Raw genomic sequence first — 16,455 nt, 5'->3', positions numbered from 1 at the left:
GGATGGGCCTGGTGGGCGAGGGGGAGTTCGTGGAGTGGGGGCCCATCCACCGGCAGCTTCTTGATGCAGGACAGAGGTCAGGGCACGTCGAGCGTGGCGATCCGTTCCCCGATGGGGGGATGGCTCATGCCCCTGAGGACGAGCCAGCGGGGAGGCTCCGGGTCCATCTTGTTCACCCGGGCGGCCTTCACCAGCATGCGGCGGAAGGCGTCGCGGTCTCCGGTGAGTCGCAGGCCGTAGCGGTCCGCCTCGCGTTCACGTTCGCGGGAGAGGGCCCCCGAGATGGGGGCCCCGATGTTGATCAAGAGGAAGACGAGGAACGAGACGAGGGGCAGGGTGCGGATGTCGCCCGTGCGTTGGACACCCCACCAGCCCCGGCGGGCGGAGAGGCGCAGCACCTGGTCGATGAGGAAGAGCAGGGCCACCAGGGCCAGCGACGAGGCGATGCGGCCGGGCCAGCGGGCCTCGTTGACGTGTCCCGCCTCGTGCGCCACGGCGGCGAGCACCTCGTCCTCGGAGAGTTCCTTCACGATGACGTCGTTGAGGACGATGGTGCGCGTGGGGCCCTGGCCGGCGAAGTACGCCTGCACGCGCTTGGACGTCACGGACGTCTTCTCCACCACCACGTCGGAGAAGGGGATGTCCGCCTTCTTCATCAGCGCGGTGATGCGCGAGCGCAGTGGGCCGTCCTGGAGGGGCGCCTGGTCGAAGTAGAGGCGGGCGCGGTACGGGTCCAGGGCCGCCGCCACCAGCATCAGCAGCGCCACCGGCACGCCCAGCACCAGCCACCAACGGCGCACGCGGCGGGCCAGGCCGTACATGCCGACGACGAGCGCGGTCAGCGCGAGCGCGGTCACGACGATGCCCTTGAACCAGATCCAGGCGAAGGTCAGCGGCGTGAGGTTGGACATGCCGTACCGGTGTTCCAGCACGTAGTAGAACCAGACGTTCGCGGGGGCGTAGAGCACCTGGGTGGCCAGGTCGATGAAGAGGGCGAAGAGGATGGCGGCGCCCCAGCCGGGCTCGCCCCACAGCCGGTCCATCGCCCCGAAGAAGGCGCGGCTCACCGGCGCCGTGCGAAGAAAGCCGAACCTGCGCTCCAGGGCCGCGGCCGCCGCCGTGGCCCCCCGGTACACAGGGCGCACGAGCACCGCCAGCAGCAGCACCGCCAGCGCCACCTGCACCAGCGGGTCCACCGCCGCGCGGATGTAGTGGGGCTGGTGGTAGGCGTGGATCTCAGCGAGCTGTTCGGGGGTGAAGAGCGGTTCCATGGGCAGTGGACCGCGAGGCTACGCCCCCAGGTGGCCCCGTGCCCAGCGGGCCCCCTTCATGCCGCGGGCTCAGGAGTGCGGCGCGGCGGCGCCTTCGGGCTCGGGGGCGCTTTCGCCGTCCGCATCCGCGAGCAGCAGCCTCTTCACCTTCTCCAGGCTCTGGCGCGTGCGGTCCACGAAGGCGCTCTGCGAACCGATGCGCTCGGCGGCCTCCAGGGTGCGCTCGTAGATGTTGATGGACTTGGTGAGCAGCACGCGGATCTTCTTGCGCAGCTCCTGGCGGTAGACGCCCGCCTCCTCGGCGTTGAGCTCCGGGGGCGTGGGCGAGTTCACCATGTGCTCGTAGAGGTTCTCGTAGAGGGCGCCAATCTGCGCGCCCGCGGCGGTGGCCCAGTAGCCGTTGCCCACGCGGATGGAGCGCAGGTAATGGCCCTGCGCGGACAGGAGCAGCTCCGCCTTGTAGTTGAGGTCCTTCGCCAGCCCGTCGCTGCCCCGGCTGGCCTCCAGCTTCACGGCCTCGTAGTGCAGCCGGTAGATCTCCCCGACGAAGAAGTGCGCCTGCGCGGGGAAGTAGTCCTCCACCTCCGCCTTGTCCGGCAGGGCGTCGTAGGCGGTCAGCGCCTTGCGCAGCGTGGCCTCCGCGTCGTCCGTCTTGCCGGACTCCACCTGGCAGATGCCCTGCTGCACCTGGGCCTCGATGCGGCGGCCCGCGGGCAGGTCGTCGCGCGCCACCAGCGTGGACAGCATCTGGGTGGCCTCGTCGTAGCGCTCCAGGTGGTAGAGCGTCTCCGCCACGCGGAAGGATGCCTCCAGCGCGTCCCCCTGGCCCTTCGCCGGCTCCGCCAGTTCAGAGAAGCGCCCATAGGCGTCATCCCATTCCTTGAGGCGCTGGTGCGCGAGCCCCGCGTTGTAGAGCGCCTGGCGGCGGTGCGGGCTGTCGGGGTGGAAGTCCACGAGCCGGCCGAAGTAGCGCGCCGCCTGCTTGAAGTCGTTGGCCGCGAAGGCGGAGGTGCCGCCGGCGAAGAGCTCCTCGTCGTTGAGGCGGTCCAGCTCCAGGTCCGCCGTCACCGTCACGGGGTCGAACTCCACCACCTGCTTCGCCTGTGGTGCGCCCGGCTTCGCCGCCGTGCCCGTCGTGCGGCAGCCCGTGAGCGTCAGTCCCAGGGCCAGCGCGCCCAGCCCCAGCCATCGCCGGGCGCCTCCGGTTGCACTCATCCGTTTCATGCCGTCCATGCGCCTGCTTCCTTCCGGAGTCCGCCTGTCCCGCCGTGGCTTGCCGGACATCGACATCCCGGAGACCCGGTGGGTTCCCTGGAGGTTCCACCGCCTGCCTTCGGGCCAGGCCAGTCTAATGCGGGGCGCGTCCCCGCGCTGCGCGCCGCACGCCTGCCATGCCTGCCGCCGGAAATATCCGCCGGAAACATCCCCCAGAAGCTCTGGTGGGCCGGCGCCACGCCCGGTGGGGGAGGGGGCTCAGGCGAGGACGTCGTCGCCCAGCAGATAGCGTCCGGTGTTCCACAGGGCGGTGAGGTCGTGCACGTCCAGCCCGAAGCGGGGCACCTGGATGAGGGGCGTGCCCGGACAGGCCGCGCGCAGCTGCGCCATGCCCTCCAGGTCCTGCTGGGCGAGCACCTGCAGCTCGCGCAGCGTCTCCTCCACCTTCGCGCGCCGGGTGGGCGTCAGCGAGGCCGCGTCCTTCCACAGCTCCGGGGTGGGCACCGGGTGCACGCGGTTCACCACGATGGCCGTCATCTCCATGCGGTTCTGCTTGAGCAGGCCGTGGAAGTGGATGGCCTCGTCCAGACGCTCCGGGTTGGGGCTCGTCACCAGCACGAACCCCGTCGTCTTGTCCTCCAGCAGTTCGCGCACGCCGCGCGCCCGCTCACGGAAGCCCTCGTTCATGGAGGAGAGCGTCACCATGAAGGACGACAGCTCCTGGAGCATCTCCGTACCGGTGAAGCGCGACAGCGCGCGCGTCACGTAGCTGCCGCCCAGGTTGAAGAGCGACAGGCCCACCTTGCCCGCCTTCAGCGCGGGCGTGAGGAGCCACTTGGCCGCTTCGTTGTCCAGGAAGTCCAGCACCCGGTTGGGCGCGTCCAGGAAGTCCAGCGCGTGCGCGGTGGGCGGCGTGTCCAACACCACCAGCTCGTAGTCCTTGCTGCGGCGCAGGTCCCACACCTTCTCCATGGCGATGTATTCCTGGCTGCCCGCCAGGGCCGTGGAGAGGGACTGGTAGAAGCGGTTGGCGAAGATGCGCTCGCGCTGCTCGGGCGGGGCCACGCGGGTGATGAGGTCGTCCCAGGTGGCCTTCATGTCCAGCATCATCGCGTGCAGCGCCGCCTTGGGGTGCACGCCCAGGGGCTCCAGCGCGGAGGCCGGCACTTCGGCTTCCGTGTTGCCCAGGCCGGACAGGCCCAGCGAGTTGGCCAGGCGCTTCGCCGGGTCGATGGTGCACACGATGCTCGGGCGTCCATCCACCGCCGCGCGCAGGGCGAGCGTCGCCGCCACCGTCGTCTTGCCCACGCCGCCCGAGCCCACGCAGATGAGCACGCGCTTGTTCGCGAGCGCCGTTTGCAGCGCCGTCATGCTCCCGCGCCTCCCGTCACCAGTGTCTGCAGGTGGCCCATCACCGTCTCCACCGCGTCCCGTCCGAAGCGCGGCACGAACAGCCGCGGCACCGTGTACACCGGCGCGTGAAGGTTGCGCTCCAGCTTCGTTCCCGCCAGCACCGCTTGCGAGGCCCGGTCATGGTGCGCCTTCGCCACCTTGAGCAGTTCCGGAGAGCCCGAGAGCGCTTCCAGGTCCGCTTCCGTGAAGCGCTGCGGAAACGCCTGGTTGAGCACCGCCGCGTGCGTGCGGATGTGCACCCGGTCGCGCAGCGCGCTGTGCAGCTCCAGCGCCTCGTTCACCGGCATCTCCTCCGGCAGCGCCACCAGCACCGCAGCCGTGACGCCGGGGTCCACCAGCAGGTCGCGCATCTTCAGCGCCTCGCGCGTCATCGGTCCCGGCGGCACCGTCTGCAGGAGCACCTGCGGCACGCTCAGGAAGGAGATGGCGTGGCCGGTGGCGGGCGCGTCCAGCACCACCGTGTCGTACTTCCAGCGGCCGTCCGGCAGCTTCTCCTGGAGGTGGAAGAGGATCTTCCCCAAGAGGACCAGCTCCTGGAGCGACGGGATGAAGCGCAGGAAGTAGCGCACCAGCCGGTTCTCGAAGACCGTCTTGTAGAGGGTCTCGAAGCGCAGGACCATCAGGCCGTACTCGCGCATGGACTCCTGGGGGCGCACGTCCACCGCCCAGAGGTTCTCCTCCAGCTTCTTCACCTCCGGGCCGGCTTCGGGCAGCTCCAGGAAGCGGCTGACGCGCTCCTGCGTGTTCACCTCGCACACCAGGGTGCGGCGCCCGGCGCGGACGGAGGCCAGTGCCAGCGCGGCGGCGACGGTGGTCTTTCCCACGCCCCCCTTGCCGGAGACGATCCAGAGACGTTTGTCGAGCAGTCCGGGCATAAGGGCGCGCGAACCGTAGGGATGGCCCCCTGGAGAGTCAACGAGAGTCCACGACGGGAAACACCCATTGTTGCCCTGCTTGACACGTCGCGTTGGCCCCTCCCAGAGTGCGGCGTCTTCTTCCCGACGTCCCGCCCGTCCCCGGGGCCGAAGCCCGGCGGGCCAGGACCTGAACGGTTCCAAGCCATGCTCAAGAACAATCCGATGATGAAGATGCTCGTGGAGACGGGCGAGGAGCGCGTGGGCAAGCTCGCGCAGCAGCTGCTCTCCAACGAGAAGTTCGTGGCGGCGGTGCAGTCGCTGGTGTCGCGCTCGCTCGCGGCCAAGGGGACGCTGGACACCGCGCTGCGCACGGCGCTGTCGGCCATGAACCTGCCGTCCACCGCGGACCTGGAGCAGCTGCGCTCGAAGGTGGATGACCTGGAGCGGCTGCTCTCCTCCGTCGAGGGCAAGGTGGACACGCTCGTGGAGCACGCCGCTTCGAATTCGAACCCGAAGAAGAAGTAGCGCACGCCTTCCCGGGGGCATGGCCATGCGTCGCATCGCGTTCATCAACGAGAAGGGCGGCACGTGCAAGACGACGCTCGCGGTGAACACCGCCGCGTGGCTCGCGCTGACGAAGCACTGCCGCGTGCTGCTGGTGGACCTGGACACGCAGGGCCACGCGGGCAAGTCGCTGGGCCTGGATGTGCGCACGCTGCCCCGGAATGTCTTCCACCTGCTCACGGACCCGGATGTGACGCTCGCGTCCGTGATCCAGCCGACGGGCGTGAGCGGCCTGGACGTGGTGCCGGCGTACAAGGAGATGGCGGACTTCCCGGTGGTGGTCGCGCAGGATGCCCGCCGGGCGCACCGGCTGGCGGACCGGATGCGGGAGGCGGAAGCCGCGGGCTATGACGTCGTGCTGTTCGACGCGCCTCCCTCCATGGGGCTCACCACGCGCAACATCCTGGTGGCGGCCACGGAGGTGGTGGTGCCGGTGGCGCTGACGTACCTGGCGCTGGATGGGTGCGCCGAACTGGCGGAGACGGTGCGCCAGGTGGGCGAGTCCGAGGGACGTCCGGACCTGCGCGTCACCAAGGTGGTGCCCACGCTGTACCGCAAGACGGCGCTGGCGACGGCCATCCTGGAGCGCCTGAAGACGTACTTCCCGGACGCGCTCGCGGCCACGCCGCTGGGCTACAGCGTCAAGGTGGACGAGGCCCAGAGCCACGGCAAGACGGTGTGGGAGTACGCACCCCGGAGTCCGGGGGCGAGGATGCTCGCGGCCATCGCGGCGGAGATCCACGGCGGGCCCGCCCCGACGAAGCGGAAGCGGGCCCCCCGAAAGGTGGCCTGAGCGGCGCCCGGCGGTGGAAGCCGCTCGGGCACCGGAGGCCGCACCCGACGCCTACGCGGCGCCGGCGTCCTTCTTGTCGGCCTTCTCCACGGCGTCGAGCTTCTTCTCCAGCTCTTCCAGCCGCTGGGTGAGGGCCTGCATGTCGCGGCCCAGGGCGGGGAGGTTGCCGGTGAGGTTCTCCACGACCTGCTTCACGCGCTCATCCACGCGGCGCTGGAAGTCCTCGAAGGCGCGCTGGCTGGCCTTGAGCAGCTCCGCGGGGTTGAGGCTCGCGGTGGCGGCCTCCGCCGAGGTGCCCGGAACAGGCGCGGGGGCGGCGGCGGCGGTGGGCTCCGGGGTGGGTTCCGGCGAGCCGTCCTCGCGGCGCAGCAGCTTGTCCAACCGCTGCTCGGCCTCCTCGCGGATGGAGGCCACGCGCGGCGTGACTTCCTTCTGGATGAACCCGGAAATGGATTCGCCGGGGTGGCGGATGATCTCCCGCAGCACCGACAGCGGCATCTGGTTCTTCTTCTTCTCCTCCTCGAAGATGATCTGCGCCAGGGTGACCGAGGTCAGGTCTTCCTTCGTGCGGTTATCGACAATCCGCACCTCGGTTCCCTCCTTGATCATCGCGGCGATTTCATCAAGGGTGACGTACCGGCTCTCCACGGTGTCGTAGAGTTTCCGGTTCGTGTAGCGCTTGATGATCTTCGGCTCCTTGCTGCTGGGAGCGCCTGCTTGCTCGGCCTCGCTCATGTCTGTCGTCTCCGACCCCGGCTGCGCCTTGGCATTTACTGGTTTACTACTTGAGTTCCAAAGGGGCGAACCTCGTATCAAAGGGGTTCGAAGCGAGCAAGTTACCCGGGTCCGACTCGCCGCGCCCTCTTGGTGGGCCTATGCTCCAACTCCCCCCGGCCCGACCTCATGATCGTCCAGTGCGAACAGTGCCAGACGCGGTTCAAGATCCCCGACGAGAAGGTGACGGAAAAGGGGGTCAAGGTCCGCTGCACCAAATGCCAGAACACCTTTCGGGTCGCGCGCGAGCCCGCGCCTGACCTGAGGGCCCCCCTGCCAGTTCCGGCTCCGGCCGAGCAGGCGGACCCGTTCCAGGCGTTTGGTGCCGCCCCCGAACCCACCGGGGAGGTCACCCGTCCGGGCTCGGCCTACTACGCGCCCGGAGGCCCTGGAGCGCCCGGGGCGAGACCTTCCCCCGCGCGCTCGTGGGGTGAAGTCGATGTGGACATCGACGTGGACGACGCGCAAGCGGCTCCCGTCCGGGCCCCCGCCTCGCAGGGTGCCAGGGGGCCACTGACCCCCTTCGATGCGCCCACGGCGTCTCCTGGCATCGCGGCCCGGCGGCAGGTGGCCCCCGCTCCAGCGCCTCCTCCGGTGAACCTGTCCGGGCTGAACGAGGAGGATCCGTTCGCGGATTTCATGTCCGATGCTGGACCTTTGCCCGCGCCGGCCAGTGCTCCCCCCGTGGCCTTGCCGACATCCCGGCCGGTGGCCGCGACGGGGCCCGGTGTTCCGCCCAGGCCGTCGGTCACGGGCATGCGGTCGGTGCCCCCCGGGGCCTTCGCGCCTCCAGCCCCTCGGGCCGCGCCTCCGGGGGCGTTCGCGGCGGGGCCTCCCGGTGCGCTTCGTCCGGGTGCTTCACCGTCGCCTTCGGCTCCCAGCCCGTTCCAGGCAGGGCCTTCCGCGCCGCCGCCGGGCCTGGGGGCTTTCGGGGCCTCTTCCGCGCCGCTGGAGTTCGATGACTCCCTGGGGGATCCGTCCGCGCACGCTTCGGGGCCTGGGGCTTTCGCCTCCGGACCTTCCGCGCGTTCCACGGGCCCTGGTGCGTTCCCGGGGGCGTCCGACGCCTTCGGGGCCGGTGCTTCCGCGCAGCCTTCCGGCGTGGGTGCCAGGGCCGGCGCTTCCGCGCAGCCTCCAGGGCCTGGGGCCGGTGCTTCCGCGCAGCCTTCCGGCGTGGGTGCCAGGGCCGGCGCTTCCGCGCAGCCCCGGAGCGGACCCGCGCCGACGGGGCGACCCGCTCCAGTCGCGGCCGCCGCTGCCGACCCGCTCTTCGACTTCTCGCTGGACGATGCTCCCGCCGCCGCGCCGCCGGCCGCGAACACCGTCGTGACGGGCGCTCCGCATGGGGCACGCGCCCCTTCGCCCGCGCTCGCCGCACCGGCGCCGAGCTTCGAGTCCGAGGACCCCTTCGCGTCCATCGACATGGCCGCGCCGTCCCCGGACCTGTCCGCCCCCATCCCCGAGGACCCGCCGCCCGCCGCCGCGCCCTCGGAGGGGATGGGCGACCTGTTCGACTTCTCCGGCGGTGGCGCCTCCGGGGAAGAGGGGATGGCCGCCTCGGACACCGGGCGCGCAGCGCTGCTGGGGGACGTTCCCGCCGAAGCGGCGCCGGACTCGGACGGCATCTCCCTGCTGGGCGACGTGCCGGCCTACGACGACGGCGACCCCTTCAAGATCACCACGCCCCGCCGCGAGGTGGTGGACCTGGCCTCCATGCGCGGAGGGCCCGCCGTCTCGGTGACCAAGCCCTCCGCACGGCTGGAGGACGTGGGCATGCCCCAGCGCCGGCTGCCCGGCCGCGCGCGGAAGCTCACGGGCTTCGTCGTCAACCTCACCGTCGCCACCGTGCTGGTGGTGGCCCTGGGCGCCCTGGGCATCGTGTACCTGCGCGACGGGAAGGTGAACGCCTCCACGCTGTCCCCGGACCGGCTGCGCGCGCTGGTGATGCCGCCGGCCCACCCGTTCACCGCGAGCGACGTGTCCAACGGCCTGTACGCCACGCGCGATGGGCACATGCTCTTCGTCGTGCGCGGGGAGGCGGAGAACCGCACCGGCGCCGCCGCGTCCGTGCGCGTGCGCGCCGCCCTCTTCGACGGGGACCAGCGGGTGCGCTCGTCCGAGGGGCTCGCGGGCGCGCTGGCCACCCCGGAGGATCTCTACGCCGTCACGAACGCGGAGGCCGCCACCGCGCTGCGCCAGCGCCTGGACGCCGCCGCCCTCCCGGTGCCCCCCGGGGGCAAGGTGCCCTTCCTGGTGGTGTTCCAGGAGTATCCTGCGGACCTCGCTGGCTTCCGACTGGAAGTGACGCTGGAGCCCGCGCCCTCCTCGTCCACGGCGGACCGCACGGGGGAGTAAGGCGCCATGTCCACCCTGGAGGAGGCCCGCGCGCTCGCGCGCAACCTGCACGCCCTGGGCGGAGGCGCCACGGTGCGCCGCAAGGCCGCCGCGCGCGAGCTGGCCCGGCGGGAGCCGTTCGACACGAACGAGCTCATCGGCCACCTGCTGTCCCTGGCCCGCGCAGGCCAGGCCCCCGCCACCTGCGTGCTGTCGGACTTCATGGCCGCGCTGGATCAAGAGGCCGAGCACATCCCCCACGTGGAAGCGCTCCGGCGCATGGCCCACGTGCAGTCCCTGGAGGCCGTGGCGGACCTCTTCGCCCAGGGGCCCGCGCGCAAGGAGCTGGACGCGGACGCGGCGGCCCGGGCGGATGCGCTCGCGGCCAACCAGTCCCTGGGCCACTTGAAGCAGCAGGCGCGCCTCACGCGAGACCCGGACGTGCTGTCGCGCCTGGCCACCGTCAGCAACCCGGCCGTGCTGCGCAACGTGCTGCTCAACCCCCGCCTCACCGAGCCGCTGGTGGTGCGCATCGCCGCGCGCCGTCCCGCCCGTCCGGAGCCGCTGGTCGAAATCTGGAAGGCCTCGCGCTGGTCGGTGCGGCACGCGGTGCGCCGCGCGCTCGTCTTCAACCCGTACCTGCCGCCGGAGGTGGGCGCGAAGATCGTCCCGCTGCTCAACACCGCGGACCTGCGCGAGCTGGTGGCGGACGCGGGCCTGCTCCCCGCCCTGCGCCAGCAGGCCGCGCGCCTGCTCCTGGAGCCGGCGCCCGGCACCCCGCCTGGGCCTCTGGTGCTCCCGGACGGCGAGGAGTTCTGAGGCGACTCTAGGAGCGGCGGTCCTTGGAGGTGGGCTCGGTGAAGTCCGCGTCGGTGCTGCCCCGGCGCGAACCGGGCAGGGTCTTCACGTCCACCAGGTCCTGTCCGCGCGACGCCTTGCGGAAGGAGTAGACGAACTTGCCCATCGCGTTGCCCAGCTGCCCCATCCGTGCGGCCGAGAAGACCACCAACAGGACGAAGCCGAGGACGATGAATTCTCCAGCACCCAGCATGCTTCGGACACTGCAATAAACCCTCCCGGGAGGCAAGCCGGGCGCACGTCCACCCCCGGACGCCCGGCCTCCGCGACAGCTGCCCCGGCTTCCGTTCCAGCGCAGACTGCGCGCCCATGCTCCTGCTCGCTCACCGTGGTGCCAGCGCCGATGCCCCCGAAAACACCCTGGAGGCCTTCACCGAGGCCGTGCGCCAGGGCGCCGACGGGGTGGAGCTGGACGCCATGGCCTGCGGCTCCGGCGAGGTGGTGGTGTGCCACGATGAGCGCCTGGAGCGACTGGCCGGCCAGCCCTGGGAGGTGCGCACCACGCCCTGGTGGAAGCTGCGCCGGGCCGACGTGGGCTCCTCCCTGGGCTACGCCCCCGCGCGCATCCCGCTGCTGGAGGACGTGCTGGACGCACTGCCCGCGCACTTCCTCGTCAACATCGAGCTCAAGTGCGACCGCTTCGATGACGGAGGCCTGGTGGAGAGCGTGGCCCGGCTGGTGGCCGAGCGGGACCTCGGCCGACGGGTGGTGCTGTCCAGCTTCAACCCGCTGTGCCTCTTCCGGCTGGCAGCGGTGGCCCCCACGCTGCGCAGGGGCTTCCTCATCGACCCGGACAAGGCCTGGGCGCCCCAGGCGTACGTGGTGAGCCCGCTGGTGTCCTCGCACTCGGTGCACCCCTTCCACGAGGCATGCACGCCGGAGCGGGTGAGCGCATGGCGGGAGTCGGGACTGAGTGTGGCGGCGTGGACGGTGGATGAGCCCCAGCGCGCGCGGGAGCTGCGCGAGCTGGGCATCTCCTACCTCATCACCAACCGCCCGGGACGTGTGCGCGAGGCCCTGCGCACTCCCGCCCCGGACGCGGTGAGCGCCTAGAAGTCCAGGCCCAGCGTGGTGTTGAAGGCGACGACGGAGGGCAGGTCGCGGCTGGCCTCGCCCGTCACGTCGAAGCTGCCCAGGCTCGTCACGGAGAACTCGGCGCCCAGCTGCAGCGCGCCGCCGATGAAGCGCGCGCCCGCGTAGAAGCGCGGGGTGAGGTTGTCGCCCGCGGACACCCGGGCGTACGTGCCCGCGTTGCCGTTGGCGAGGGTCGCCCGCGAGTCGTCGTCCTGCGACTCCTCCAGCGTCAGGTTGGGGTTGAAGATGAGCGTGCGCGACGTGGCGCGCACGAAGGCCAGGTCCAGGCCGCCGTAGGGCGTCAGGGTGATCATCCCGCCCAGCGGGAACTGCTTGCCCACGCCGATGTCCAGGCCCGTGGTGGTGAGGTCCAGGTCGTGCGCGCCGAACAGCTTCGTCACGTGCAGGCGCACGCCCACGTCCGGCAGGTACGTGAAGCCCTCGTTGACGGCCCACTTCAGCTCGCCCATGGCCGTGACCATGCCGCTCTTCTCCACCCAGCCCACGCGGCCGCCCAGCTCCAGCGAGAAGGGCAGGCCCTTGCGGACATGGACGGAGGGCAGCAGCACGGAGCCCGGCTGCTCGCGCTCCGTGGGCAGGAAGACGCTGTCCGGCAGCGACACCACGGACAGCTCCGCGTTGAACGCGTAGCCCGAGTGGCCCGTGGTGCGGGGGGGCATCAGGTTGGCGGAGTTGATGACCGCGCCGAACGTGCGCGCGAAGGCGCGGAAGTCCGCGCTCGCCAGCGCCGCTGCGTTGTCCTGCCCGAACCTGTCGATGCCGAACCGGGCAATCTGCAGGTCATTGTCGTCCGCGTGGGCAGCAGCCCCGGACAGCGCCGTCGCGAGGACCAGCCACCGACTGAACGTCCGCATTGGGGATTCACGCCTCCGGGACGCGTGCCGGCCAAGCGGGCGCCCACCTGCGAGGACCCTAAATCGGCCATCGGTAGAGCGTCAACAAAACGGGCGGCCCTCCTCCAAGAAGCCCCTCCCGTGTGTGGGAGGGGCGTCACTGGAAGCAGGCCGCCCTGTTCAGGCGCCGGCGTAGGGGCCGGGGACTACTGCTGGCGCGGCTTCACCGGCGTGGTGGCCGCGGCGGCGGGCGTCGCCACCTTCTGGGCCACCTCCGCCGGACGGCGGCGGATGACCAGGGTGCGGCGGCTGGCGAACTCGGTGCTCTCGCGGGCCACCACCAGCACGTTGTTGTTGCCCTCCTTCAGGGCGAAGTCCGCGGTGAACTTCAGCGTGTGGGGCTCGCCGCCCTTGGGGTCCACGGCCTTGAAGTAGACCTTCTGGTCGTTGACCAGCACGTAGACGTCCAGGAGGCCGTTGGGGTCCTTCACCGCGCCGGAGAGGGTGAACTTGTCGCCGTTCACCACCACGCCGCCGTGCGAGGGGTCCACGTCCAACTTGATGTCCGGCGGCTGGTGCGTGGTGGTCCACGCCACCGTCTTGGGCGCCACGGCCTTGCCCGTCTTCACTTCCTTCGCGTCCTGCGTGCGGACGAAGGCGAAGCGGTCCTTCTCCAGCGCGACCTTGTAGTAGCCCTTGGTGGTGCCCTCGAGCGCGAGCGTCGCGCCCTGCGGCAGCTTCGCCACGGCCCGGGCGTCCGGGGTGGGCGCGCCGAACAGCTCCGCCTTGTCGTTGAGCTTCACCAGGCCCTTCTTGGCCTCCAGCGTCGCGACGGGCGCGTCCTTCACGGGCAGCTGGAGCTTCTCCAGCACGAACTCCTCCAGGGGCTCGTCCAGGATGGCCAGCTTCAGCGGGAAGGTGTCGCCCTTGTAGCCCTTCTTCAAGGACACCTGGAAGCGCGCCGTCTTCGTCTCGCCGGGCTTGATCTCCCCCAGCTTGAAGCGGCCCTTCTCGATGAAGACGTTCGCGTCGCCGCCGTTCTTGATCTGCGCGAACGAGTCCAGCGCCGCGCCCGCGCCCGTGTTGGTGACGTCCATCACCACGGTGACGTCCTCGCCGCGCTGCACGACGCCGTCGCCGTTGCAATCGGCGCAGTCATCCTGCACCTGCCAGTTGAAGGCGAACGTAGGGCGGGGCAGCTCCACGAAGGACAGCTCCGACACCAGCGTGTCGCGCAGCGAGCCGTTGTCGTCGAACAGCTTCACCTTCACGTCGTCGCGGCGGCTGGTGAGGTCCTTGGGCAGGCGCACCTGCACCTTCCAGGACTTCTTCTCCCCCGGCGCGATGGCGCCGAAGAGGAACTCGCGGCGGTCGAGGAACGCGTTGTCGCTCTCCGTCCAGCCACGCACGCGCTTGAGCGGCTCCGTGCCCTTGTTCTCCACCTGGATGACCATGTCCAGCGCCTCGCCGGCGGCGATCTTCGCGTCGTTGCCCGGCGAGAAGCTGGCGTCCACCAGCACGTTCTTCGGCGTCGGACCCGCGCTCCAGTCCACCCCCAGCGCCGCGATGGCGCTGTTGATGCGCTGCTCCTCTTCGTTGCGCTTCTGCTCCACGAACGCCTTGCCCTGCTTGATCTGCTCGGTGCGCTTCACCGCCGGCACGCGCAGGACGAAGTCGCGGGCGAACTGCACCTCGAAGTCCTCCTTGATCTCCTCCTGGGACTCCGCGTCCAGCTGGTCGTCCAGGTCCTCGCCCTGGCCCGCGACGTCCACGTCCAGCAGCGGATCATTCTCGCCGTGCGCCTTCTTGTCCTTCTCCTTGGCGCCGGGCTTGGCCGCGACCTTCTCCTTGGGCTCTTCCTTCTTCGCGGCGGCCTGGGCGGCCTTCTCGTCCACCTTCAGGTACTTGAGGCTGGTGCCCGGCTTCTCGCGGTCCAGCACCTCTTCGCGCTTCTTCGCGACGGTGGTGGAGTCCGGGTTGCCGAAGTGCTGATCCAGGTCCGCCTCGCCCATGGACTTGCGGGGCGCGAACACGTCCACGCGGTCCGCGGTGACGCGGGTGGGGATGAGCTGGATGTCCGGGACGATGCCGACCTCCTGGATGGAGAGGTCGCCGGGCGTCAGGTACTTGGCGATGGTCAGCTTGAGCGCGCTGTCGTCCGGGAAGTCGTAGAGCACCTGCACGCTGCCCTTGCCGAACGTCTGCCGCCCGATGATGACCGCGCGGTCCAGGTTCTTGAGCGCGCCCGCGACGATTTCAGAGGCGGAAGCGCTGCCGGCGTTCACCAGCACCGCGATGGGGTAGGACTCCTCGCCCTCCGTCATGCGCGCGCGCTTCTCCTCGCGCAGCTTGTCGGACAGGCCCACGGTCGCGACGATGGTGCCCTTGGACAGGAACGTGTCCGACACCTGGATGGCCTGCTCCAGCAGGCCGCCCGGGTTGCCGCGCATGTCCAGCACCAGGCCCTTGAAGCCGCCCTTGGCGTCCGCCTGCTTGCGCATCTCCGTCAGCGCGGACTCCAGGTCGCGCGTGGTGTTGCCCTGGAAGTTCTTGAGGCGCACGTAGCCCACGCCGCCCGCGAGCAGCTTGTGCTGCACGCTCTCGATGGAGATCATCGCGCGCGCCACCGTCATGGCGCGGGGCTTGTCCCAGCCGTCGCGCTCCACGGTGATGGTGATGCGGCTGTCCACCACACCGCGCAGCTTGGACACGGCCTCGTTGAGGTCCATGTTGACGGTGGACTCCTCGCCAATCTTCTTGATGCGGTCGTCCTTCTGGATGCCGGCCCTGGCCGCGGGCGTCTTGGGCAGCACCTTCACCACGGTGAGGTTGCCCTCCTTCATCTGGATGACGAAGCCCAGGCCGCCGAACTCACCCTTGGTGGACAGCTTCATCTCCCGGTACAGCTCCGGGCGCAGCAGCACCGAGTGGGGGTCGAGCGTGGACAGCATGCCGTTGACGGCCGCGTACTCGATGTCGCGCGTCTCCTCGATGGGACGCATGTTCTTCGACAGGAAGTCGAAGACGTCCTTGAGCGCGAAGGACATCTTCCACAGGGAGTCGACGTGGGAGATGTCGAACTCCTTCTGCTTGCCGTTCACGTTGACGTTGAGCTTGCCCGTCTCCGGGTTGCCGTCCACGAGCACGTCCGGGACGCTCTTCTCCACGTACTCCAGGGAGGCGATCATCATCTCCTTGGGCTTCACCCGCTTGGGGTCGACGTAGTTCTCCTTCACGTAGAGGATGACCTTCGTCAGCACGCGCAGGCTGTTGAGGTCGTGAGGCGCCTTCTCGCTCTTGGCGTTGGACGGCAGGGCGCCGTCCCAGGAGTCCTGCCCCGCCTCAGCCGCTCCCAGGGTGAGCGGGAGGGGCGCGCGGTCACTGCCCGCGAATGCCCAGGCCCCCAACAGAACGGCGACGGCGGTGATGCGGCGGAAGATACGCGGCATGCGGTTCATCCAAGCTGGGGCACTCTGGGCGCCCCGGGGTGATGCGTGAAAAGCCCTGTGAATCCGAACAGTTCGGCGTGAGCCAGGGTCCTGGTAGCGGCCGGGCAAGCCTAATCACGGCTTCCAGGTGCTTCAAGGCATGGCCATGTCACTAGCGTCCGAGAACGTCTGCCGCAGGCAATGCGTTCCCGGATCGCCTCACGGGTACGGACAGCCGGCCGTCCCCTTTATTTCGCCCCGGGTGGGCCTCCGGGCGCCGGGAGCGCATCCGGGGGAGGCGGCAGGTCCCCCGAGGCGCGCAGGCCCCGGTACATCAGGGTGCCTCCGATGATGGCCACCGGGAGGAAGAAGGTGTTGAGGATCGGCACCCAGAGCAGCACGTAGACGCCCGCGCCGAAGCCCATGCACAGCGCCCGTCGCTCGCCCAGCATGCGGCGCACCTGGGCGAAGGGGTAGAGGTGGCGCGTCATGGGGGCGGCCAGATGTTCAGCGGCCATCCAGAGCATCGTCCACAGGCTGGCAAGGACGGTGAACGCGATGCTGCCCAGGCCCGGGACCAGGTTGAGCGGCAGCAGCACCAGCAGCCCCAGGAACAGCAGGGCCATGCGCGCCAGGGTGTGCAACAGCCCTGTCGTCAGCCCGCGCAGGAACGAGGCGGGGGACACGGTGGCGTCCGCTTCCCCACACTCGGCCTCGGTGGCTTCCGACAGCGGGTCCTGGAGGGGGGCGAGCAGGAGGGGCGGCACCACGTTGGCCCCCACCACCCAGGCGACCAGGGAGGCCAGGATGAGCGCCGTGTACCAGCCGGTGCGGCCGTACCAGGAGTCGGGCCGGTTCCAGACGGACTCCAGGAGGCCGGGGGCGTACCGGTAGAGCAGGACGCCCAGCGCCACCAGGGTGAGGGCGGTGATGGCCGCGCAGAGGGCGGACCAGAGAAAGAGCCGGCGCGAGCGGAAGACCAGGCCGAAGGCGCGACCGAGCAGCCCCACACCCTGGAAG

General features: G+C 70.4%; 14 protein-coding genes and 1 pseudogene. 6 read left to right on the top strand and 9 right to left on the bottom strand.

Features of this window, described 5'->3' with window-relative positions:
• Positions 1 to 77: 77 nt before the first annotated feature.
• The 4 genes from D7X74_RS28430 to D7X74_RS28415 all read right to left on the bottom strand — a co-directional run bounded on the left by D7X74_RS28430 (position 78) and on the right by D7X74_RS28415 (position 4,774).
• On the bottom strand, positions 78 to 1,271 hold the full coding sequence (locus D7X74_RS28430) for a M48 family metalloprotease (protein WP_120536141.1): 1,194 nt from the start codon (positions 1,269 to 1,271) through the stop codon (positions 78 to 80).
• A gap of 69 nt (positions 1,272 to 1,340) precedes the next feature.
• Complete coding sequence (locus D7X74_RS28425; protein WP_233595821.1) at positions 1,341 to 2,495, bottom strand: tetratricopeptide repeat protein; 1,155 nt, start codon at positions 2,493 to 2,495, stop codon at positions 1,341 to 1,343.
• Between the two features lie 249 nt (positions 2,496 to 2,744).
• A complete protein-coding gene (locus D7X74_RS28420) occupies positions 2,745 to 3,857 on the bottom strand; it encodes an ArsA family ATPase (protein ID WP_120536140.1) in 1,113 nt (370 codons plus the stop codon).
• On the bottom strand, positions 3,854 to 4,774 hold the full coding sequence (locus D7X74_RS28415) for an ArsA family ATPase (RefSeq protein WP_120536139.1): 921 nt from the start codon (positions 4,772 to 4,774) through the stop codon (positions 3,854 to 3,856). Before D7X74_RS28415 ends, D7X74_RS28420 begins: the two co-directional genes overlap by 4 nt.
• Positions 4,775 to 4,960: 186 nt before the next feature.
• On the opposite strand from D7X74_RS28415, the gene D7X74_RS28410 reads away from it, so the two are divergent.
• Complete coding sequence (locus D7X74_RS28410; RefSeq protein ID WP_120536138.1) at positions 4,961 to 5,281, top strand: hypothetical protein; 321 nt, start codon at positions 4,961 to 4,963, stop codon at positions 5,279 to 5,281.
• 25 nt (positions 5,282 to 5,306) lie between these two features.
• On the top strand, positions 5,307 to 6,113 hold the full coding sequence (locus D7X74_RS28405; RefSeq protein ID WP_120536142.1) for a ParA family protein: 807 nt from the start codon (positions 5,307 to 5,309) through the stop codon (positions 6,111 to 6,113).
• Between the two features lie 51 nt (positions 6,114 to 6,164).
• On the opposite strand, the gene D7X74_RS28400 is transcribed toward D7X74_RS28405, so the two are convergent.
• Positions 6,165 to 6,848 carry a polyhydroxyalkanoate synthesis regulator DNA-binding domain-containing protein gene (locus tag D7X74_RS28400; protein WP_120536137.1) on the bottom strand — a complete coding sequence of 228 codons (684 nt, stop codon included), beginning with the start codon at positions 6,846 to 6,848 and terminating at the stop codon, positions 6,165 to 6,167.
• A 168-nt stretch (positions 6,849 to 7,016) separates the two neighbouring features.
• Here D7X74_RS28400 and D7X74_RS45345 point away from each other — a divergent pair.
• From D7X74_RS45345 to D7X74_RS28390, 3 genes and pseudogenes are all read left to right on the top strand, one after another.
• Positions 7,017 to 7,115: pseudogene (locus D7X74_RS45345) on the top strand (zinc-ribbon domain-containing protein); the annotation flags it as partial.
• 945 nt (positions 7,116 to 8,060) lie between these two features.
• Positions 8,061 to 9,242: a DUF3426 domain-containing protein gene (locus D7X74_RS44435; RefSeq protein WP_233602295.1), complete on the top strand. Its 1,182-nt coding sequence runs from the start codon at positions 8,061 to 8,063 to the stop codon at positions 9,240 to 9,242.
• Between the two features lie 6 nt (positions 9,243 to 9,248).
• Positions 9,249 to 10,040, top strand: a complete 792-nt coding sequence (locus D7X74_RS28390) for a hypothetical protein (protein WP_120536135.1) — start codon at positions 9,249 to 9,251, stop codon at positions 10,038 to 10,040.
• A gap of 7 nt (positions 10,041 to 10,047) precedes the next feature.
• Here the strand turns inward: D7X74_RS28390 and D7X74_RS28385 are convergent, their stop codons facing one another.
• Positions 10,048 to 10,272, bottom strand: coding sequence for a twin-arginine translocase TatA/TatE family subunit (locus D7X74_RS28385; protein ID WP_120536134.1), 225 nt, complete (start codon positions 10,270 to 10,272; stop codon positions 10,048 to 10,050).
• A 116-nt stretch (positions 10,273 to 10,388) separates the two neighbouring features.
• Between D7X74_RS28385 and D7X74_RS28380 the strand changes: the two genes are divergently transcribed.
• Positions 10,389 to 11,132: a glycerophosphodiester phosphodiesterase family protein gene (locus D7X74_RS28380; RefSeq protein ID WP_120536133.1), complete on the top strand. Its 744-nt coding sequence runs from the start codon at positions 10,389 to 10,391 to the stop codon at positions 11,130 to 11,132.
• Here D7X74_RS28380 and D7X74_RS28375 read toward each other — a convergent pair.
• From D7X74_RS28375 to D7X74_RS28365, 3 genes are all read right to left on the bottom strand, one after another.
• Entirely contained in the window at positions 11,129 to 12,028 is a 900-nt protein-coding gene (locus D7X74_RS28375; RefSeq protein ID WP_120536132.1) for a hypothetical protein, read from the bottom strand. The genes D7X74_RS28380 and D7X74_RS28375 overlap by 4 nt on opposite strands.
• Before the next feature lie 185 nt (positions 12,029 to 12,213).
• On the bottom strand, positions 12,214 to 15,465 hold the full coding sequence (locus tag D7X74_RS28370) for an MXAN_5808 family serine peptidase (protein WP_120536131.1): 3,252 nt from the start codon (positions 15,463 to 15,465) through the stop codon (positions 12,214 to 12,216).
• 218 nt (positions 15,466 to 15,683) lie between these two features.
• On the bottom strand, positions 15,684 to 16,455 hold a 772-nt coding region (locus D7X74_RS28365), incomplete at its 5' end, for an EI24 domain-containing protein (RefSeq protein WP_120536130.1).

This window comes from Corallococcus sp. CA047B (genome assembly GCF_003612065.1).
Lineage (GTDB): Bacteria > Myxococcota > Myxococcia > Myxococcales > Myxococcaceae > Corallococcus > Corallococcus praedator.
This window is presented reverse-complemented; position numbering and strand designations above follow the sequence as displayed.